This window comes from Streptomyces sp. NBC_01618, assembly GCF_045209435.1.
Classification (GTDB): domain Bacteria; phylum Actinomycetota; class Actinomycetes; order Streptomycetales; family Streptomycetaceae; genus Streptomyces.
In genome coordinates, this window is record NZ_CP109297.1 from 3,561,312 (window position 1) to 3,581,487 (window position 20,176).

The following is a 20,176-nucleotide window of genomic DNA, read 5'->3' on the forward strand; positions in this document are numbered from 1 at the left end:
GGTCATGACCGTACTGGTTGGATATGTGCCCTCGCCGGAAGGAGAGGCGGCCCTGCGCGCGGGAGTCGACGAGGCCCGCACCCGGGGCGAGGCCCTGCTGGTGATGAACACCTCGCGAGGCGACGCGTACGTCGACCGCGGTTTCGCACAGCGCGAAGACCTCGACCAGGTCCGACGGGACCTGACCGAACTGGGCGTCGACTTCGACATACGCCAGGTGATCGGCGGGCGCGATGCCGCCGAGGAGATCGTCGAGCTGGCGGGGTCCGCCGAGGTGTCCCTGGTGGTGATCGGGCTGCGGCACCGCAGCGCGGTCGGCAAGCTCCTCCTGGGGTCCTCGGCGCAGCGGATCCTCCTGGATTCGCCGTGTCCGGTTCTCGCGGTGAAAGCAGAATCCTGACACACCGTCGCCTCGGGGTGCGCCGCGGCCGACGATGCGCGAGTTCGTCGGCGCCCCCCTTCCTACACCGATTGGGTACCAGTGGTTCTGAAAACCTTCGGCTGGTCGTTCGCTGTCACTGCTCTCGGCCTGGTCGCAGCGGTGCTCTACGGCGGGTGGACGGCGTTCGGGGTCGTCTTGATCCTGTCAATTCTCGAGGTCTCGCTCTCCTTCGACAACGCCGTGGTCAACGCCGGAATCCTGAAGAAGATGAGCGCCTTCTGGCAGAAGATCTTCCTCACGGTCGGTGTGCTCATCGCCGTGTTCGGCATGCGGCTGGTCTTCCCCGTCGTGATCGTCGCCGTCAGCGCGAAGATGGGGCCCGTCGAGGCGGTCGACCTGGCATGGAACGATGCCGAGCGCTACGAGCAGTTGGTCACCGACGCACACCCGTCGATCGCCGCCTTCGGCGGGATGTTCCTGTTCATGATCTTCCTCGACTTCATCTTCGAGGATCGCGACATCAGGTGGCTGGCCCGGCTGGAACGGCCGCTGGCCAAACTCGGCAGGATAGACATGCTGTCGGTCTGCATCGCCCTGATCGTGCTGCTCATCAGCTCGATGACCTTCGCGGTCAACGCCCACCAGCACGCCGGACACGCGGACAAGGCTCAGACCGTGCTGATCTCCGGTATCGCCGGTCTGATCACGTACCTGGTCGTCGGAGGGCTCTCCGGCTTCTTCGAGAACAGGCTGGAGGAGGAAGAGGAGCGAGAGCACGAGGCCGAGGAAGAGGCGAAGAAGGCGGGCAAGCCCGTCTCGGCCGTGGCGATGGCGGGCAAGGCCGCGTTCTTCATGTTCCTCTACCTCGAAGTCCTCGACGCGTCCTTCTCCTTCGACGGCGTGATCGGCGCCTTCGCCATCACCAACGACATCGTGCTGATGGCGCTCGGTCTCGGCATCGGCGCCATGTACGTCCGCTCTCTCACGGTCTACCTCGTCCGCCAGGGCACCCTGGACGACTACGTCTACCTGGAGCACGGCGCCCACTACGCGATCGGCGCGCTCGCCGTGATCCTGCTCGTCACCATCCAGTACCAGATCAACGAGATCATCACCGGGCTGGTCGGCGTGGTGCTGATCGGCTGGTCGTTCTGGTCCTCGGTGCGGCGCAACAAGACTCTCGCCGCAGAGGAGTAACCAGCCACACGAGGCTCTCACCGAGGTCTGCCCCGGCGGGGATCGACGAGCACCGATCACAGTCGGACCGGCCGGGCCCGGAGACGCGATACCGGCCATGCGACCGGTCCGTTTCCCCGGGCCGGTCAGGCACTGCAACACCCGGTCACGGCCTCAAAAAGCAAAAGCCCCAGGTCACGGCGAGTGAGTCCTGAGGCTTCCACAGAGCCGCCTTCGGGATTCGAACCCGAGACCTACGCATTACGAGACCGTGAGCGTTCCTGTTGCGTAGTGCTTCGTCGTGCCGCCACGTGACGTCGTGCCTGATCAGAGCATGTGCTCGTGGTTGGTCGGTGCCCCCTCGTGATGTGCTGTCCAGAGGCGTCCGGCCACCGACGGGCCACCGAGACGAGCGTCGGAGGTGACAAGGAGCCGAAACATCGGAGTTATCGGCCTCCCACAGTGCGGATTCAGGTGTCCACCAGTCACTGCCCACCGGCGTCCAAGACGTCACCACGTCGTCGGGCGCGTTCGGTGGATGTGTGTGTGGTCGCGACCCAGCCGCGGAGCAGGTCGAGGGCGTCAGCAGAGGCGGTACCGGCGTCGGTGAGGTAGGTGACGATCCGGACGTCGGGGGTCGAGTCGAGGGCTCCCAGCGCCGGCGGCGACTGCATACGGGGATTGCGTACGGGGGATAACGGCAGTGACTCCCACTCGTGCCGGACGCGTGCCTACCGTCGAGGCATGCCCAAGAACACGATCACCCTGAACAACGGCGTGGAGATGCCGGTCCTCGGCTTCGGCGTCTTCCAGATCCTGCCGGAGCAGACCGAGCAGGCCGTCACCGACGCCCTCGCCGTCGGCTACCGGCTGCTCGACACCGCGGCCGCAGCTCATGTCACCAGCGACCAGGAAGGAGGTGCTGGAGGAGGACTCCCTGCCCCTGATCACCGGGTCCAGCAGATCGACGGCGACGACGCCGGCGAGCTCGGGCACCGCCACGTCGGCCAGGTCCTGCGCGGTCTGTCGACCGGTACGGCAGGGTGAGCATCTGGTGTGACCGCTTCGACGTGTCTTTCGGCGCCGCCGCGCTCAACCGGGTCTGAGCAGCGCAGAGTTTCCCTTCCGGACGAGAATGGCCCACGCTCGCCTTCTTCGCATCAACGACTGATTCGCGACGGCGACCTGGAGCCCGGACGGCGGACCGGCCGTCCGGGCTCCTGCCCGCCCCCGTCTCCCCGTGCGGTCCGATGAGCATTAGTGTTACCCACGGGCGGAGGCCCCAGAGGCCCCAAGGGCCCCACAGTCCCCGCAGACCCCTGACCCGTCCACTGATACGCGGTGTGTGAGCGATGGCACGACCCGGCAACAGGTGTCGAAGACCCGGCCCGGAACCTTCACGCCAGGCTTGTCCCTCAATCAATCGGGGCCGGGGTGGCGGCGTGGACGACCAGGTGGCATGGTCCGGGGCTCGCGTGACCTAGCGCCGTGACCGGCAATGTCTGCCCGTAAGCGAGCGTGCATGCTGGGCGGCGCGCGGCAGGACAAAGCTTGCCGGGAGGGGGCACTGGCACGCCGTTCCTGCTGATGACCGCTCGTCATCCGTCCGCGTCATGACACCCGGCCGCGGGAACGGGTATCGCATGAAGACGGCTCCGTCGGAACTGTTCGGCCGCGACAGGGAGATCGCCGAGATCGAGGCGATGCTGGCCGGTGCGGCTGAGCACGCCGGCCGCGTGGTGGTGGTCAACGCCGGTGCGGGGACGGGCAAGACGGCCGTACTCGAGGCCGCGGTTCACCGGGCCCGGCGCAGCGGGTTCACCGTGCTGACGGCCCGGGGCAGTGCACCCGAACGGGCCCTGCCCTACGGCCTGGTGAGCCGATTGTTCGCGCCCGTGGTGCCGGAGATCGCGGAGCTGCCGTTCGCCGGGCCGGCCGACGAGCCGTCGCTGGCCGAGCTGTGCGCTGTGCACCGGGCGCTGTCGCAGCTGGCATCCCAGGCCCCGGTGCTGGTGGCGGTGGACGATCTGCAGTGGCTGGACCGGCAGTCGCTGCGCTGGCTGAGTACCCTTCCGCAGCGCGTCGATCAGGCACGGATCGCGGTGCTGCTGACCATCTGCCCCGGTGAGCCGTGCGCCGATCCCGACGTCCTCGACGAGCTGCTGGCCGTCAGCGCGGTCGAGCTCCGCCCGGCCGAGCTGAGCGTCCCGGCCACCTCAGCGCTGATCGAACGCACCCTCGCCGCCACCCCGGACCGGTCCTTCGTCGCCGCGGTCATGCGGGAAGCGGGAGGCAACCCGCTGTACGTGACCGAGCTGGCCTCGGTGTTGAGGGACCAGGCGGTCACGCCCACCGCAGACTCGGCGGCAGTGCCCGGCAACACCGCCGTGTCCAGGCTCGCTTCCGGGGTGCACGCCCGCCTGCGCCGGATATCGCCGTACGCCCTCGATGTCGCCAGAGCCGTCGCCGTGCTGGGCGCCGACGCGGACCTGCCCCGCGTCACCGGAGTCTGCGGTGCCGAGCCGCCGGTGGTCATGGAGGTGACGACGGCGCTCAGCCGGGCCGGACTGCTGCGCGTGTCGGATCAGTCCGTGGCCCTGGCACAGCCGATGCTGCGCAACATGGTGATCCAGCAGGTGCCGTACGCCGACCTGCAGACGCTGCGCACCAAGGCGGTCCGGACCCTGCGGGCCACCGGAGCTCCCGAGTGCCGGGTGGCCGAACAGCTCGTCGCCACCCCGCCGCTGGCCGAACCCTGGGTGGTCGCCCGCCTGCTCGACGCGGCCGCAGCCGCCATCGGCCGAGGCGATCCCGACACAGCCATCGCCTACCTGGGCAGGGCTCTGCACGAGCCCATGCCGGACGCCCTCCGGACGCGGCTCCTGACGGAGCTGGGCCGGGCCGAGGGGTACGTGGACCTCGGCGCGGCGATCCGCCGGCTGACCACGGTCTCGGAGCGGCAGGCCGGCGTCGTACGGGAACTGGCAGAGCACCTCGCCGTGGCCGGGCGCCACCAGGCCGCCGTTGAGCAGCTGGACGCCGACGACCAGGCGCTGTGCTCGGCGGAGCTGCAGTTCGACAGCGAGGCGACCGCGGGAGCCGCGGCGGCGCTGCTGACCCGCCTGCCCGAGCCGGTGAAGGGCAGGGGGGACGAAGGGCGCCACCTGAGCCTGCTCGCCATGCGCACCGCATGGGCCGGCCGTTGCCGGAGCCGGGCCGTGGCCCTGGCCAAGGAGGCGCTGGCGGTGCTCCCGGTCAACCCCGACGCGATGCGGCCCACCCTGCGCGCTGTGCTGGTGCTGGCCCAGGCCGGGCGGACCGAGGAAGCCCACGAACGCTGCGACGCCCTGGTGGGCCATGCGCTGCGCTGGGGCCACCGGCCGTCCCTGGCCGCGGCCCGGTCGCTGCGCGGAGTCGTCGCCCACCGGCTGGGCCGGATGCCGGCCGCGGCCGAGGACGCCCGGAGCGCGCTGGAGCTGCTCATCGGCTGCGGGGCGCCCCGGCAGCGGGGCGCGGCGGTGGAGTTCCTGGCCCGGCTGGTGGAGGTCCTGGTCGACCTGAGCGACCACGACGAGGCGGCGGGCCTGCTCGAACGGTCGGAACTGTGCGGCGATGTGCCTCGGACCTGGGCCGGCACGGCCCTGCTGCTCGCCCGGGGCCGCCTGCGGGTCGCCGCCGGAGCGCCGGCCGAAGGGCTCCGGGATCTGCTCGGCGTAGGCGATCGGCTTCCGTCGTGGAAGGTGGAGAATCCCGCGGTCGCCCCGTGGCGGTCCGAGACCGCGACGGCTCTGCTGGCGCTCGGTGAGACGGCCGACGCCCGCCGCCAGGCCGCGGAGGCGGTGGAGCAGGCGCGCCGGTGGGAGGCGTCCGGCCCGTTGGGTGCCGCGCTGCGGACGCAGGGCGTGGTGACCGGTGGCGCCCAGGGACTGACCACGCTGGAGCAGTCGGTCTCCGTTCTGGAACGGTCGGCCGCCAAGCTCGACCTGGCACGCTCCCTGAGCGAGTACGGTACGGCGCTGAGCCGGGCCAAACGCTCGGTTCCGGCTCGCCGGGCGCTGCGCGGTGCGGTCGAACTCGCCGAGGAGTGCGGCTGCGCGGATCTGGCGCGACGTTCGCGTATCGAGCTGTCCGCGTCGGGTGGCCGAGCGCCGAAGTCCGCCGGCGCGGAGGGAGTCGCCGTACTGACCGCCGCCGAGCTGCGCACCGCGATGCTTGCCGCCGAGGGCCGGACCAACCGGGAACTGGCCGACATCCTGCGGGTCGGGCTGCGCACCGTCGAGGTCCATCTCACCAACGCGTACCGAAAGCTCGGTATCGAAGGACGCGACCAACTTGCGGCCATCCTGAACGGCCATGTGCCGGCCCGCACCGGGTCGCGATGAGCAATCCCGCACATGGTGCACACACAAGGTGCACACGAAGCTGACCGGATCGCGGTCGGCCGGATACCCAAAAGCCTTTACCGCAGGTATGTCCCAATCGGCGTCGGCGACGGAACGTTCCGCTGAAAAACAGCCGTTAAATTATGTGAAGAAGTGGCCATCGTTCACTGGGTAATGCTGCACAGCAGCGTCTTGCGGTACCGAAATGTTGACCGAAAGAAACTGGGGCCGAGGTGGCCTGTCGACCCGTTGGTGTACTAGCGTCTTGCCCGAACCGAAGTTATGAAAATGTGTTCGGTTTATTTTCGAAAGACACTTTTCAAAAACCCCCAAGCCATTGAAGAGGAGCGCAATTCATGCGTAACTTCATCGAGACCCGCGAGATCGCCGACAACGACCTGGACAACATCTCCGGTGGCGTCAGCGCTGCAGGCGGTGTCTCCGCCGGCCCGATCGACGTCTCCGGCGGTGTCGCTGTCGACGGCGTCGAGGGCCTCATCGGTTCCACCGCCTCCCTGGTGCCCGTCCCGTCGGTCATCGCCGGCCTCTGACGGTCTCATTTGCCGCGAGGCGTAAAATCCATGGGCCCTGGAACATTTGTTCCCGGGCCCATGGATGCTGTGGGTCGACGGCCGTCGGCTGTCGCCGCGATGAATGCAGTTGAAGGAATACCTCCGTGCAGTTCCGGCAAAAGGCGCTTTCCAAGCTGCAATCGCCTGAAGAACTCGACATACCGGTGCGCTTCGCCCGGCCGCAGGGCTGGCTCGTGCTCGCGGTAACGGCCGTCGTCATGGCCGGCGCGTGCTTCTGGGCCGTGACCGGCTCCGTGTCGTCCAAGCTGACCGCGGCCGGGATCCTGACCCATGCAAAGGGCAGTTACATAGTGCAGAGCCCGGTCGCGGGTCAGGTCACCGCTGTCTACGCCGATGAGGGCGACATGCTGTCGGCCGGCGCCCGGCTGCTGAGCATCCGCACGGACCAGAAGGTCAAGACCGTACACGCGGTGGCCGCGGGCCGGGTGAACGCCCTGCTGGCCAAGATCGGTGCGGTGGTGGCCACCGGGGCGGATCTGGCGACCGTGGAACGTATCGACGCCACCGACGACCCGTTGGTGGCGGTGTTGTACGCGCAGGACAGCAGCGCATCGACGATCCCCATGGGTTCATCGGTGGACCTCACCGTCCAGTCCGTGCCCGCGCAGCAGTACGGGGTGTTGCGGGGCCGGGTCCTCGGGGTCGGCCGGACTCCCCAGACGCGGCAGCAGATCACCAGCTTCCTCGGGGACAGCCAGTTGGGCGAGCAGTTCTCGCAGGGCGGCCAGCCGCTGGCGGTCGTGGTCCAGCTGGACCGGTCGGCGGGCACGAAGTCCGGGTACGCGTGGTCGTCGGCAGACGGCCCGCCCTACACGATCGACTCCACGACGCTGGTCAGCGGCGCCATCCACCTCGCGGCGCAGCGCCCGGTCGAATGGGTCCTCCCGTGACCGCGCAGCACGATCCCGCCGGGCGCGGGAGACACCGCCCCAACCACCCCAACCACCCCAACCGCCCGGCCCAGCAGCCCGATCGCCGACGGCGCAGGCACGAGCCGAAGCGGAAGAAGCAGAGGACCGTCCGCAGCCCCACCGTGCTCCAGATGGAAGCCGTGGAGTGCGGCGCCGCCTCGCTGGCGATGGTGCTCGGCCACTACGGCCGCCATGTGCCCCTCGAGGAACTCCGGATCGCCTGCGGGGTGTCCCGCGACGGCTCCAGGGCCAGCAATGTGCTCAAAGCGGCACGCGGCTACCGCCTGAACGCCAAGGGCATGCAGATGGAAACGGCCGCCCTGGCCGAGGTACCCGCGCCGGCCATCCTGTTCTGGGAGTTCAACCACTACGTCGTCTACGACGGGATGGGGCGCCGCTTCGGCCGGCGCGGCGTGCACATCAACGACCCGGCCAGGGGCCGCCGGTTCGTCCCGACGGAGGACTTCGACACCAGTTTCACCGGCGTCGTGCTGACCTTCGAGCCCGGCGAGCGATTCCGCCCGGGTGGCCGCCGGCCGGGGATCATGGGCGCCCTGCCGGCGCGACTGCGCGGCACCGCGGGCACGATGCTGGCCGCGGTGATCGCCAGCTTCCTGCTGGTCGTGGTGGGCGTGGCGGCGCCGGCTCTGAGCCGCGCCTACATCGACATGTTCATGTTCGGCAACGAAACGTCCCTGCTGCCGCTGATCTTCTCGTCGATGGCCGCCACGGTGGTGCTGACCGCCGTGCTGGTCGCGATCCAGCAGGCGAACCTGCTGCGCGGGCGGATCATCTCCTCCACGCTGAGCAGCGCCCGCTTCCTGCGGCATCTGCTCAGGCTGCCGGTCACCTTCTTCGCCCAGCGCAACCCCGCCGACCTCGTCCAGCGGCTGCAGTCCAACGACTCGGTCGCCGAGACCCTGGCGCGGGACCTCGCTGCCGCCGGTGTGGACGCCGTGGTCGTGATCCTCTACGCGGTCCTGCTGTGGAGCTACGACCCGCAGCTGACCGTCATCGGGGTACTGATCGCGCTGCTCAACGTGGCGGCGCTGCGGATGGTGACCCGGATCCGGGGCACCGGCGTCCAGAAGCTGCGGGCGGACAGCGCCCGGCTGACCAACACCTCGTACAGCGGCCTCCAGCTGATCGAGACGATGAAGGCCACCGGAGGCGCAAACGGGTACTTCCGCCGCTGGGCCGGGCAGCACGCGACCACGCTGGACGGGCAGCAGCGGCTCGGCGTGCCGAGCGCGGCGCTGGCCGTCGTCGCGCCCACGCTCGCGGCACTCAACAGCGCGCTGATCCTCCTGATCGGCGGGGTGCGGGCGGTGGAGGGCCACATCTCGATCGGTCTGCTCGTGGCCTTCCAGTCGCTGGTGACCAGCTTCACCGCGCCGGTCGCCCGGCTGAGCGGGGTGGCCGGCCGGATCCAGGACTTCGCGGCCGACGTGGCCCGGCTCAAGGACGTCGAGAGCTTCCCGGTGGACCCGCTGTACTCGCAGGACCGGCCGGCCGCGAGCACCCGCAGGCTCAGCGGGCACGTGACGCTGGAGGGCATCACCTTCGGGTACAGCCCGCTCGACAAACCGCTGCTCACCGACTTCTCGCTGTCGGTCGGACCAGGCCGGCAGGTCGCCCTCGTCGGCGGCTCCGGCAGCGGCAAGTCCACGGTGTCCCGGCTGATCTCGGGCCTGTACAAGCCGTGGGAGGGCGAGATCCGCATCGACGGGCAGCGGCTGGACGAGATCTCCCGCAGCTCGCTGTCCGCCTCGGTCTCCTTCGTCGACCAGGATGTCTTCCTCTTCGAGGGCACCGTCCGCGACAACGTGGCGCTGTGGGATCCCTCGATACCCGACGAAGCCGTGATCGCCGCCCTCAAGGACGCCGTCGTCCATGACGCCGTCGCCCGGCGGCCCGGCGGCATCCACAGCCGGGTGGAGCAGGACGGCCGCAACTTCTCCGGTGGTCAGCGGCAGCGCCTGGAGATCGCCCGGGCGCTGGTCCGCCGGCCCAGCGTGCTGGTCCTGGACGAGGTGACCAGCGCCCTGGACGCCGAGACCGAGCAGCTGATCATCGACAACCTGCGGCGGCGCGGCTGCGCCTGCGTCGTGATCGCGCACCGGCTGAGCACGGTGCGCGACAGCGACGAGATCGTCGTCCTCGACCACGGAACGGTCGTGGAGCGCGGCCGGCACGAGGACCTGGTCGCCGCCGGGGGCCCGTACGCCGAGCTGGTCAGGGAGCACTGACGTGACGTCATCCGTACACGACACCGTCGACGTGGTGGTCGGCGCCATGGGCGGCCTGGGCCTGCCGGTCGACTCCACGAGCACCCGCAGCCTGTCGCTGGACGGGCCGCACGTCCTGTGGCTGGTGGTGGACGGCGCGATGGACCTGTTCGCGGTCGACGCCGTTAGCCAGGGCCGCTGGCACTTCCTCGGCCGGCTCGAAACCGGCACCCTGCTGCTCGGCCCGGTCGAGGGCCCGCAGCACACACTGGTCGGCAGGCCCCTGGAGGGGTGCCAGGTGCGCCGAATACAGCTCCGGGAGCTGTACCGGCCCGAATACGGATACGAGCACGGATACGAGCACGGCTACGGCTACGGCGACCAGCAGGTCAGCCTCAGCCCGCTGGAGGACGCCTTCGCCCGCGGGGTCGGCCGCAGCCTGCGCGTACTGTTCGAAGGCCCCCTCGACGGGCAGCTGGACGGCCAACTGGACGGCCAGGCCGAGCCGTACGAATCGGGTGACGACAACATCCTGTGGATGCCGGTGGCCCCCGGCAGCGTGCAGTACGGCGCCGCGTTCAGCATGGAGGCGGCCGCCGACCTGCTCATCGACGGCGCGATGTGGCAGCAGATGGTCAACCAGCAGTCCCGGCTGCTGTTCGCGCTGGATCGCTGGATAGAGCGGCTGGAGCGCGCTCACGAGGACCGGACGGCGGCCGGGATCAAGGCCGGCGAGGCCGTACGCGAACAGGCCGATCAAGCGCTGCTGGCCTCCATCAACAGGCCCTCCGCCAACCGGCCGGGGAAGACCGCGGCCGTTCCGGCTGACGGGATCGACGACGCCACCCTCGCCGTCTGCCGGCTGGTCGCCGACGCCGCCGGGGTCACCGTCTCGGCGCCCCTGCAGGGCGGCGACCTGACCGACCGGATGAGTCCGGTGGAGCGCATCGCGGTGCACTCACGGCTGCGTACCCGGGTGGTCAGGCTCACCGGGCGCTGGTGGCGGGAGAACTCCGGTCCCCTGGTGGGCCACCGGGGAAAGACCGGAGCGCCGGTCGCGCTGCTGTGGCGCCGTGGCGGGTATGAGGCGGTGAACCCCATCACCGGCGCACGGATGAGGATCAGCAGGGCCAACTTCGACGAACTCCAGCCCCGCGCCATCATGTTCTACCGCCCGTTGCCCGAACAACCGGTGTCCGCCTGGCACTTGCTCCGCTTCAGCGTGCGCGGCACCGGGATGGACATGCGCAACCTGGTCCTGGGCGGGCTGGTCGCGGTCGGCCTCGGGACGCTGGTGCCGATCGCCACCGGACAGGTCCTCGGTGTCTACGTACCGAACGCCGAGAACAGCCTCATCGTCTCGACCTCCCTGGCGCTCGTGGCCACCACCGTCGTCTCGACCGCCTTCATGCTGCTGCAGAACATCTCCATCCTGCGCATCGAAGGACGTGCCGAAGCCACCCTGCAGCCGGCCGTCTGGGACCGGCTGCTGCGGCTGCCGACGAAATTCTTCGCCGAGCGCTCCACCGGAGAGCTCGCGAGCGCGGCGATGGGCATCAGCGCCATCCGCCGCGTACTGTCCGGCATCAGCTCGGTCACGCTGCAGGCCGGCATGGTCGGCGCGGTGAACCTCGTCCTGCTGCTCTGGTACAGCGTCCCGCTGACGCTGATGGCGCTGGCCATGCTGGTGGTCGTCGCCGCGGTGTTCCTCGGGCTCGGCCTGTCGCAGCTGCGGTGGCAGCGCCGGCTGATCGTGCTCAACAACAAGCTCAACAACCAGGCCTTCCAGACGCTGCGCGGCCTGCCCAAACTGCGCGTCGCCGCTGCGGAGAGCTTCGCCTACGCCGCCTGGGCGCGGGAGTTCGCGCACAGCCGCGAGCTGCAACAGCGGGTGGGCCGGCGCAAAAACCTGATCACCGTCTTCAACGCGGTCTACCTGCCGTTCTGCACCCTGGTGATGTTCATGCTGCTCGCCGGGCCGGCCCGCGGCACCCTGTCGGCGAGCGGCTTCCTCACCTTCAACACCGCCGTGACGATGATGCTGACCTCGGTCACCCAGCTCACCGGCGCCCTCATCTCGGCCGCCTCCGTCCTGCCGCTCTTCGAGCAGGTCAAGCCGATCCTCGACGAGGTCCCCGAGGTACGCGGGGGCAGCACGGCCCCCGGCACGCTGTCCGGCGCGATCGAGGCCAAGGGCCTGTCCTTCCGGTACGCCGAGGACGGGCCGCTGGTGCTCGACAACGTGTCGTTCCAGGTGCGGCCGGGCGAGTTCGTCGCGATCGTCGGAGCCAGCGGCTGCGGCAAGTCGACCCTGCTCCGGCTGCTCATCGGCTTCGACCGGCCGGCCTCCGGCAGTGTGCTCTACGACGGTCAGGACCTGGCCGCCCTCGACCAGGCCGCCGTACGCCGTCAGTGCGGAGTCGTCCTGCAGAACGCCCAGCCCTTCTCCGGCTCGATCCTGGACTGCATCTGCGGCGCCGAGCTGTTCAGCCTGGAAGAGGCCTGGGCGGCCGCCGCGATGGCAGGCCTGGCCGAGGACATCAAGCGGATGCCGATGGGCATGCACACCGTGCTCTCCGACGGCGGCGGCGCCGTCTCCGGCGGGCAGCGGCAACGCCTGATGATCGCCCAGGCCCTGATCCGCCACCCGCGCATCCTCTTCTTCGACGAAGCCACCAGCGCGCTGGACAACGAGACCCAGCGCGTCGTGATCGAGAGCACCCGCGCGCTGCGCGCCACCCGCATCGTGATCGCCCACCGGCTCTCCACTGTCATGGACGCCGACCGGGTCATCGTCATGTCGGACGGCCAGGTGATCCAGCAGGGACCGCCCGCCGAACTGCTCGCCGACACCAGCGGCCTCTTCCACGAGCTGGTCCGCCGGCAGATACGCTGACCCGCTTTTGCCGCTCCTTAGTATGGGAATCACCGATCATCCCCATAGCCGAGAAGGATTCGCGGTCCCCGCGATGGACGAACCTCCCAGTACCTGCCGTGTCAGCCCGCATGAGATCCCCGAGCACCTGGGGAGCGGGACGGGGGTAACACGGTGATCGAAGTACTCCTTCTGCTGCTGGCCCTGTTGCTGACGCTGACCTGCGCGGTGTTCGTCGCGGCGGAGTTCTCGCTGACCACGGTCGAGCGCAGCGAGCTCGAACGTGCCGCCGCCGGCGAGCGGGGCGCCGAGGGCGCGCTGAAGGCCGTACGGGAATCCGCCTCGTCGCGTTGGATGGCGAGTCCATCCAGTACGCGCGGGAGCACAAGCGCCAGCAGGACAAGGACCGGCGGGAGGCGGGTGACAGTTGGAAGCTGACGGGTCGGATCTTTACCCAGGAGGACGGCTCCTGGCTCCACCCCGGCAAGGTATCCGACCTCTTCGAGCGCCTGGTGGCCGCCGCCGGCCTGCCGCCCGTCCGCCTTCACGACCTCCGCCACGGCGCCGCGACGCCGATGCTCGCGGCCGGGATCGACATCAAGGTCGTCTCCGACACAGCTTTCCAGACCTACTCGCCTCTGTAGGTCTTTTTTCGACATCGGAAGAGACATCCGAAAAGGCCGAAGAGACCCCAGAAGCAGATCATCCGCCGCTCGCTCACGCATCGCTCACGCAAGCCCCTCCACGGCGTCCCGACCGTGCGCTCCGACGCGCCCCAATCCGCCCCGGAAAAAGCAAAAGCCCCAGGTCACGGCGAGTGAGTCCTGAGGCTTCTACAGAGCCGCCTTCGGGATTCGAACCCGAGACCTACGCATTACGAGTGCGTTGCTCTGGCCAACTGAGCTAAGGCGGCACGCCCTGTCGCACCATGGTGCGATCAGCAGCGTCGCCAAGTCTACACAGTTTCCGGGGGTGCTCCGCACCAACCCGGCTCCGGACCGTTTTCGCAGGTCAGTGGCGGATCAGTGGCAGATCTGCGGTGGGCCGGGCGGGATCAGGAGCACTGCTTGCCCTCGCTCGGCGGGGTGCCGTCCAGGAGGTAGGTGTTGATCGCCGTGTCGATGCAGTCGCTGCCGCGGCCGTAGGCCGTGTGGCCGTCGCCGCGATAGGTGAGGAGGGTGCCGGAGGAGAGCTGGCCGGCCAGGGACTCGGCCCACTTGTACGGGGTGGCCGGGTCGCGGGTGGTGCCGACCACGACGATCGGGGCCGCACCCTTCGCCTCGATGCGGTGAGGGGTGCCGGTGGGCCGGACCGGCCAGTGGGCGCAGTTCAGGGCGGCCCAGGTGAAGGTCCTGCCGAGGACCGGGGACGCCTTCTCGAAGCTCGGCAGCGCCCGGGCGGCGGCATCGGCGTCGGCGAAGGCGGGCGGCATGTCCACGCAGTTCACGGCGGCGTTGGCGGACATCAGGTTCGTGTACGTGCCGTTCGGTTCGCGTTCGTAGTAGCTGTCCGACAGGGAGAGCAGGCCGGAGCCGTCACCCTTCTCGGCGCCGGTGAGGGCCTCGCGGAGCCGGGGCCAGGCCGACTCGTCGTACATCGCGGCGATGACTCCCGTCGTGGCGAGGGATTCCGTGAGCGCGCGGGAGTCGCCGGTGGGGATCGGCCGGGCGTCGAGTTGGGCGAAGAGCTGCTTCAGGCGGGTGGCCGCGTCGGCGGTGGAGGTGGTGCCGAGCGGGCAGTCCGCCTTCTTGAGGCAGTCGGCGGCGAAGGACTGGAACGCCGCCTCGAAGCCCGCGGTCTGGTCACGGTTCACTTCGACGGCGGGGAGCGACGGGTCCATCGCCCCGTCCAGGACCAGGCGGCCGACCCGGGCGGGGAAGAGCTCGGCGTACGTCGCGCCGAGGTAGGTGCCGTACGAGGCCCCGACGTAGTGCAGTTTCTCGTCGCCGAGCAGGGCGCGCAGCATGTCCATGTCCCGTGCCGTCTCGACGGTGGAGACATGCGGCAGGATCTCGCCGGAGTGCTGCTCGCAGCCGCTTGCGAACTGCTTGTAGGCGCCGCTCAGCCTGGCGACCTCGCCCGCGTCGTCAGGTGTCTGGTCGACCTGGGTGTAGGCGTCCATCTGCGGACCGGTGAGGCATTCGACGGGCTCACTGCGGTCCACACCGCGCGGGTCGATGGCGACCATGTCGTAGCGGGCCCGGACCTGGGCGGGGTAACCGACGGCCGCGTAGCTCTGGAGATAGCCGATGGCCGAACCGCCGGGGCCGCCCGGATTCACCAGGAGGGAGCCGATCCGATTGCCGGGTCCGGTGGCCTTGGCACGGGAGACGGCCAGCTTGATGTCGTCGCCGCCCGGCTGCGCGTAGTCCAGGGGCGCCTTCATCGTCGCGCACTGGAACCCTTCGACACCGCAGTCCCGCCAGTTCAACTGCTGCGCGTAGTACGGCTGGAGCGCGGCAGGGACGGGCACGACGGACGGGACGGACGGCGAGCTCGTGGAACTGCCGCTGCTGCAGCCGGAGATGAGGAGGCCGGCAGTGCCGAGCGCGGTGGCGAGGATGCGGAGCGAGCGCCTGGTGTCCATCCCCGGAGCGTAGTCGCCGCGCGACGACTCACCCGATTCCCCGCTCATACGGGTGAAAAATATGACAGAAAGTGACACATGGCGATACCTGGTGACGCGCGTTGACGGGCGGTGGCGGTGCCTGGCCTCAGCCCGCGCGCAGCGCCATCGTCATCGCCTCCACCGCGAGCAGCGGGGCCACATTGCGGTCCAGCGCCCGGCGGCAGGCGATCACCGCCTCTATCCGGCGCAGGGTGCGCTCGGGTGTGGAGGAGCGGGCGATGCGGTCGAGGGCGTCCTGTGCGTCCGCGTTGGCGATGGCGATGCGCGAGCCCAGCTGGATCGCCAGTACGTCGCGGTAGAAGCCGGTCAGGTCGGTGAGCGCGAGATCGAGGCTGTCGCGCTGGGTACGGGTCTTGCGGCGCTTCTGCCTGTCCTCCAGCTCCTTCATCACCCCGGCCGTACCGCGCGGCATCCGCCCGCCCGCGGCGGCACCGAGCGCCGCCTTCATCTCCTCCGTCTCCTTGGCATCGACCTCCTCCGAGACCTGCTTGGCGTCGTCGGTGGCGGTGTCGATCAGCTCCTGCGCGGCCTTGAGGCAGCCACCGATGTCCTCGACGCGCAGCGGCAGTTTGAGCACGGCGGCACGACGGGAACGTGCCGCCTCGTCGGTGGCGAGGCGACGGGCCCTGCCGATGTGGCCCTGGGTGGCACGGGCGGCGGACGCGGCCCGCTCCGGATCGATACCGTCGCGCCGGATCAGGACGTCGGCCACCGCGTCCACCGGCGGCGTGCGCAGGGTGAGGTGACGGCAGCGGGAGCGGATGGTGGGCAGCACGTCTTCGAGGGAGGGCGCGCAGAGCAGCCACACCGTGCGCGGCGCGGGCTCCTCGACCGCCTTCAGCAGGACGTTCCCCGCGCCTTCGGTGAGCCGGTCGGCGTCCTCCAGGACGAGGACCTGCCAGCGGCCGACTGCCGGGGAGAGCTGGGCGCGGCGGACCAGCTCGCGGGTCTCCTTCACACCGATTGAGAGCAGATCGGTACGGACCACCTCGACGTCGGCGTGGGTACCGATGAGGCTGGTGTGGCAGCCGTCGCAGAAACCGCAGCCCGGTGCGCCGCCCAGGGCCCGGTCGGGGCTGGTGCACTGGAGGGCGGCGGCGAAGGCACGGGCCGCGGTGGAGCGGCCGGAGCCCGGCGGGCCGGTGAACAGCCAGGCATGGGTCATCCTCGACCCCGGGGGCACCGGCTCGCCCGTCGAGTTGGCGGTGACCAGCGCATCGGCGTCCCGGGCGGCGGCACCGAGCTGCTCCTGCACTCGGTCCTGGCCGACCAGGTCGTCCCATACGGTCATGGGTCACCGCCCTTCCGGTGGTGTGCGCCGCGCGGCTGTCGTGCGATGCGGTCGCGCGGCTGTGATGTCGCTGCTTGTCGATCCGGCTTCCCATTGTGAGGGACGGGTCTGACAATCCCGGCAGCACGGCGGAACAGCAGCACGGAAGCACCGCGGAACGGCAGAACGGCAGCGGCGGAACGGCGGAGCGGAAGCACCGCGGGAGGGCGAAAGCTCGGCGCGGCTGCCGGGCGGGCCGGCCCGGCAGCCGTCGCGGATCAGTGGGATCAGCGGCGCGGTCGGCGTCCCCGGCCCGAGGAGCCCGAGTCCTCGTCGTCCCGGTGGTCGCCCAGCAGCTCGTCCGCCAGCGTCGGCAGATCGTCCAGCGGAGTCTCCTCGGCCCAGTCCGGACGAGGACGCCGGCCCCGGTGGTCCTGAACCGGCCGCGGAGCCGCCGCGTGCGGGTCGCCGATCTGCGGAAGCTCGCGGGTGCGCTCGTTCTCGTTCTCCTGAGCGGGTTCTGCCGGGCGCTCGTCGCGGAAGATGCCCCGCGGAACCCGGTCCGCCGGATTCGTCTCGCGGGCTTCGTGCACGTCCCGTACCGGAGGAAGAACCGCCGTCTCGTCCGCACCAGGGTGCTCGGTACGGCCCGAACGGTCGTGGATCTTCGGAATCATCGCCGTCTCGGCCTCGTCGGACGGCGTGGACCCGGGCGAGGACGGGGGGAGCGGCGACGGCACCGGCTGCGTCACATCGTTGGGGTTGACGATCGGGGTCGGCACCGTGATCTCGTTGTCCGGCACGGACGCCGACGCGGCTTCCTCCGCCCGGGCCGACTCCGCCGCGGCAGCCACCTCGGCCTCGGCCCGCCGACGCGCCTCCTCGGCCCGCAACAGCGCCTCTTCGGCCTTGCGCTGCTTCTCCAGCCGCCGCGCCTCGGCCTCCTTGCGCAGCCGGGCCTCCTCCTCGGCCTGCCTGCGCAGCCGGGCCTGCTCGGCCTCGTGGGCCGCTTCCTCGGCCTCCCGCCTGACCCGCTCCTCCTCGGCCAGACGGCGGGCTTCCTCGGCGCGCTGCCGGGCCTCCTCCGCCTGCCGCTCGGCCTCGCGCCGGCGTGCTTCCTCCAGCTCGCGGCGCTTGCGCTCCTCCTCCTCGGCGCGGAGCTTGGCGAGCTGTGCCTGCCGCTCGCGCTCCAGCCGCTCCTCCTCGGCCTTGCGGGCAGCCTCTTCCTCGGCCTTGCGCCTGGCCTCCTCCTCGGCGGCCTTGCGCGCTTCTTCCTGGGCCTTGATCTCGGCCTCGGAGAGCGGAAGGAGCTGGTCGAGCCGGTGGCGTACGACCGTGGTGATCGATTCCGGATCCTGGCCCGCGTCCACCACCAGGTAGCGGGTCGGGTCGGCCGCGGCCAGCGTCAGGAAGCCGGACCGCACCCGGGCGTGGAACTCGGGCGGCTCGGACTCCAGCCGGTCGGGCGCCTCGGTGAACCGTTCCCGCGCGGTCTCCGGGGCGACGTCCAGCAGCACTGTCAGATGCGGTACGAGTCCGCTCGTCGCCCACCGCGAGATCCGGGCAATCTCGGTCGGGGAGAGATCGCGGCCCGCGCCCTGGTAGGCCACGGACGAGTCGATGTAGCGGTCGGAGATGACGACGGCGCCGCGTTCCAGCGCCGGACGGACGACCGAGTCGACGTGCTCGGCGCGGTCGGCCGCGTACAGCAGTGCCTCGGCCCGGTTGGAGAGCCCGGCCGACGACACGTCGAGCAGGATCGAGCGCAGCCGCTTGCCGACCGGGGTGGCGCCCGGCTCGCGGGTCACGACGACCTCGTGGCCCTTGGCGCGGATCCACTCGGCGAGCGCCTCGACCTGGGTGGACTTGCCCGCGCCGTCGCCGCCCTCCAGGGCGAGGAAGAAACCGGTCGCGGCGGGGGCGACGGCCGGGTCGCCGCCGCGCAGCGCCTCACGCAGATCGCGGCGCAGCGGCACGCCGGAGCGGTCGTCCGTCTTCGCGAGGACGATCACGGCGACGGGCAGCAGCAGCGCGCCGATCAGCATCAGGGCGAAGGCTGCCCCGCCGTGGGCGAAGACGAAGTCGCCGGAGGTCAGCCGGTGGGTGCCGATCGCGGCGGCCAGCAGCGGGCCCGCGAGCGCGCCGAGCGCGATGAGCACCCGTACGACGGCCTGGAGGTGTTCCGTGGTCCTGGCCCGGCGGAACTCCTCGGTCTCCTGGTCGACCAGGACATGACCGGTGCCGGCGGCGACACCCGCCGCGTATCCGGCGAGCACCGCGATCACGAGCACGGTCGCCGTGTCCGGCACGAGGCCCATGGCGAGGAGCCCGATGCCGGTGACGGCGATGGCCAGCGGCAGCAGCCGGCGCCGCGACAGCGCGGGCAGCACCTTCCCCGCGGTACGGATGCCGACACCCGTGGCGCCGGTCAGGCCGAGGATCAGCAGGGCGAAGGTGGCGGGCCCGCCACCCAGCTCGGCGGCGTGCAGTACGGCGACGGCGGCAGCGGCGGCGATGGCTCCGGCGACGGTGGCCGACGCGCCGACGATCAGCGGTACGGATCCGGTGCGGCCCTTGTCGGGTCCGCTGCCGGCCGACGGCCGGCGCAGGCCCTCCAGCGGCGAGCGCGGGCGGGGCGTCTGCGTACCGGGCAGTTCCAGGAAGTACAGGGTGGAGATCGAGGCCGAGAAGAGCCCGGCCGCGACGTACGAACCGAGGGCCGCCTGGTGGAGCGAGAACCACTCCAGGCCCGAGCCCAGCAGAGCGCCGACGAGCGTGGCGATCAGCAGGACGGCCGCGGCGACCGGGATGGCGGCGAAGTCGGTACGGACGGAGAGCCGGCGCAGTGCGTCGAGGCGGTCGGGCAGCGGGCGTACCGCGGCGCCCTCGGGGGGCGGGGCGGGCAGCAGCGCGGGGGCTGCGCCGTCCTTGGCGACCGTCCACAGTCGTTCGGCGGCGCCGATGACGAAGACGGTGATGAGGATCATCATGAGCGCCTTGTCGGGCATCCAGTCGATCCACAGCGGTGCGACGACCAGCAGCGCGAGCCGCAGGCCGTCCGTCCCGATCATCAGCCACCGCCGGTCCAGCGGTCCTCCGGGCGCGGTGAGCGTCGTCAGCGGCCCCAGGAGTACGGCTCCGAAGAGCAGGGTGGCAAGGATCCGGGCACCGAACACCGCGGCAACGGCAAACGCCGCCCCTCGGTATCCAGTTCCGAATGAGCCCTCAAGGACCGCCGCTTGCAGCGACATCAGCACCAGCACGAGAAGGGCGAGTGCATCGCCGATACTCCCGACGAGCTGGGCGCTCCACAACCGCTTCAGCGGGGGAACACGCAACAGGGCTCGTACGGCGCGCTCGCGTGAGTCTGCGGCAAGTGTGTCGGAGGTGGGGCTCACGACCGTTGGCTGCTCGGCTCGCGTCATCCGCCCAGCCTATCCGGAGCGGAGGGGTCCCCGGAGGCCCCGTCCGAACATATGGGCGCCCGGACGGTACACATGGACGCCCGGACGGTGCCGGTGCTTCCGGCCCCGGACGGTGCCGGTGCTTCCGGCCCCGCCCGGCGCCCCCGGCATTTCCAGCCCCTCCGGCGCTCGAGGAGCGGGGTCCGGGGCGGAGTGCCGGTTACGGGAAGGGTCGGGTAGGAGCACAGGCCCGCAGCAGGCGACACCCACCCGCCACACCCGTCCGACCCAGCAACCCGCTCTCCGCCGGAACCCACGCAAACGCC

The 20,176-nt window shown here is 70.6% G+C and carries 12 protein-coding genes, 1 tRNA gene and 2 pseudogenes; 10 read left to right on the plus strand and 5 right to left on the minus strand.

All coding sequences use genetic code 11. The features are described 5' to 3' along the window. The first annotated feature begins 4 nt into the window (after positions 1-4). Both OH735_RS16675 and OH735_RS16680 read left to right on the plus strand, forming a co-directional pair. A complete protein-coding gene (locus OH735_RS16675) occupies positions 5-400 on the plus strand; it encodes a universal stress protein (RefSeq protein ID WP_406382337.1) in 396 nt (131 codons plus the stop codon). An 81-nt stretch (positions 401-481) separates the two neighbouring features. Beyond that, positions 482-1,579 (plus strand): DUF475 domain-containing protein, encoded by a 1,098-nt coding sequence (locus OH735_RS16680; protein ID WP_406382339.1) that lies wholly within the window; start codon positions 482-484, stop codon positions 1,577-1,579. A 464-nt stretch (positions 1,580-2,043) separates the two neighbouring features. Here OH735_RS16680 and OH735_RS16685 read toward each other — a convergent pair whose 3' ends face one another. Next, positions 2,044-2,232 (minus strand): hypothetical protein, encoded by a 189-nt coding sequence (locus OH735_RS16685; protein WP_406382340.1) that lies wholly within the window; start codon positions 2,230-2,232, stop codon positions 2,044-2,046. Between the two features lie 70 nt (positions 2,233-2,302). Between OH735_RS16685 and OH735_RS16690 the strand changes: the two are divergent. The 8 genes and pseudogenes from OH735_RS16690 to OH735_RS16725 all read left to right on the plus strand — a co-directional run. Further along, positions 2,303-2,449: pseudogene (locus OH735_RS16690) on the plus strand (aldo/keto reductase); the annotation flags it as partial. A gap of 152 nt (positions 2,450-2,601) precedes the next feature. Next, positions 2,602-2,664, plus strand: a complete 63-nt coding sequence (locus OH735_RS16695; RefSeq protein ID WP_406386597.1) for a hypothetical protein — start codon at positions 2,602-2,604, stop codon at positions 2,662-2,664. A 537-nt stretch (positions 2,665-3,201) separates the two neighbouring features. Next, positions 3,202-5,940, plus strand: coding sequence for an ATP-binding protein (locus OH735_RS16700; RefSeq protein WP_406382341.1), 2,739 nt, complete (start codon positions 3,202-3,204; stop codon positions 5,938-5,940). 356 nt (positions 5,941-6,296) lie between these two features. Then, the gene (locus OH735_RS16705) at positions 6,297-6,491 is read left to right on the plus strand and encodes a hypothetical protein (protein ID WP_406382343.1); all 195 of its coding nucleotides are present in this window, start codon (positions 6,297-6,299) and stop codon (positions 6,489-6,491) included. Positions 6,492-6,616: 125 nt separating this feature from the next. Further along, entirely contained in the window at positions 6,617-7,423 is an 807-nt protein-coding gene (locus OH735_RS16710; RefSeq protein WP_406382344.1) for an HlyD family efflux transporter periplasmic adaptor subunit, read from the plus strand. Next, positions 7,408-9,693, plus strand: a complete 2,286-nt coding sequence (locus OH735_RS16715; protein WP_406382345.1) for an NHLP family bacteriocin export ABC transporter peptidase/permease/ATPase subunit — start codon at positions 7,408-7,410, stop codon at positions 9,691-9,693. The genes OH735_RS16710 and OH735_RS16715 overlap by 16 nt, the downstream gene beginning before the upstream one ends. Positions 9,694-9,739: 46 nt before the next feature. Then, the gene (locus OH735_RS16720) at positions 9,740-12,568 is read left to right on the plus strand and encodes an NHLP bacteriocin export ABC transporter permease/ATPase subunit (RefSeq protein ID WP_406386598.1); all 2,829 of its coding nucleotides are present in this window, start codon (positions 9,740-9,742) and stop codon (positions 12,566-12,568) included. A 407-nt stretch (positions 12,569-12,975) separates the two neighbouring features. Then, a pseudogene (locus tag OH735_RS16725) lies at positions 12,976-13,164 on the plus strand (tyrosine-type recombinase/integrase); the annotation flags it as partial. A gap of 222 nt (positions 13,165-13,386) precedes the next feature. On the opposite strand, the gene OH735_RS16730 reads toward OH735_RS16725, so the two are convergent. The 4 genes from OH735_RS16730 to tmk all read right to left on the minus strand — a co-directional run bounded on the left by OH735_RS16730 (position 13,387) and on the right by tmk (position 19,871). Beyond that, positions 13,387-13,460 (minus strand) — tRNA-Thr (locus OH735_RS16730). Positions 13,461-13,601: 141 nt separating this feature from the next. After that, entirely contained in the window at positions 13,602-15,134 is a 1,533-nt protein-coding gene (locus tag OH735_RS16735; protein ID WP_406382346.1) for an alpha/beta hydrolase, read from the minus strand. Positions 15,135-15,261: 127 nt separating this feature from the next. Further along, positions 15,262-16,467, minus strand: a complete 1,206-nt coding sequence (locus OH735_RS16740) for a DNA polymerase III subunit delta' (RefSeq protein WP_406382347.1) — start codon at positions 16,465-16,467, stop codon at positions 15,262-15,264. Between the two features lie 266 nt (positions 16,468-16,733). After that, entirely contained in the window at positions 16,734-19,871 is a 3,138-nt protein-coding gene (gene tmk / locus OH735_RS16745; RefSeq protein WP_406382348.1) for a dTMP kinase, read from the minus strand. Positions 19,872-20,176 lie beyond the last annotated feature (305 nt).

Bases quoted from the DNA above. Each gene is read 5' to 3' on its own strand.
- OH735_RS16685 (WP_406382340.1), bottom strand. From the start codon at position 2,232: ATGCAGTCGCCGCCGGCGCTGGGAGCCCTCGACTCGACCCCCGACGTC.
- OH735_RS16675 (WP_406382337.1), top strand. From the start codon at position 5: ATGACCGTACTGGTTGGATATGTGCCCTCGCCGGAAGGAGAGGCGGCC.
- OH735_RS16715 (WP_406382345.1), top strand. From the start codon at position 7,408: ATGGGTCCTCCCGTGACCGCGCAGCACGATCCCGCCGGGCGCGGGAGA.
- OH735_RS16720 (WP_406386598.1), top strand. From the start codon at position 9,740: ATGGGCGGCCTGGGCCTGCCGGTCGACTCCACGAGCACCCGCAGCCTG.
- OH735_RS16705 (WP_406382343.1), top strand. From the start codon at position 6,297: ATGCGTAACTTCATCGAGACCCGCGAGATCGCCGACAACGACCTGGAC.
- OH735_RS16700 (WP_406382341.1), top strand. From the start codon at position 3,202: ATGAAGACGGCTCCGTCGGAACTGTTCGGCCGCGACAGGGAGATCGCC.
- OH735_RS16735 (WP_406382346.1), bottom strand. From the start codon at position 15,134: ATGGACACCAGGCGCTCGCTCCGCATCCTCGCCACCGCGCTCGGCACT.
- tmk (WP_406382348.1), bottom strand. From the start codon at position 19,871: ATGACGCGAGCCGAGCAGCCAACGGTCGTGAGCCCCACCTCCGACACA.
- OH735_RS16740 (WP_406382347.1), bottom strand. From the start codon at position 16,467: ATGACCGTATGGGACGACCTGGTCGGCCAGGACCGAGTGCAGGAGCAG.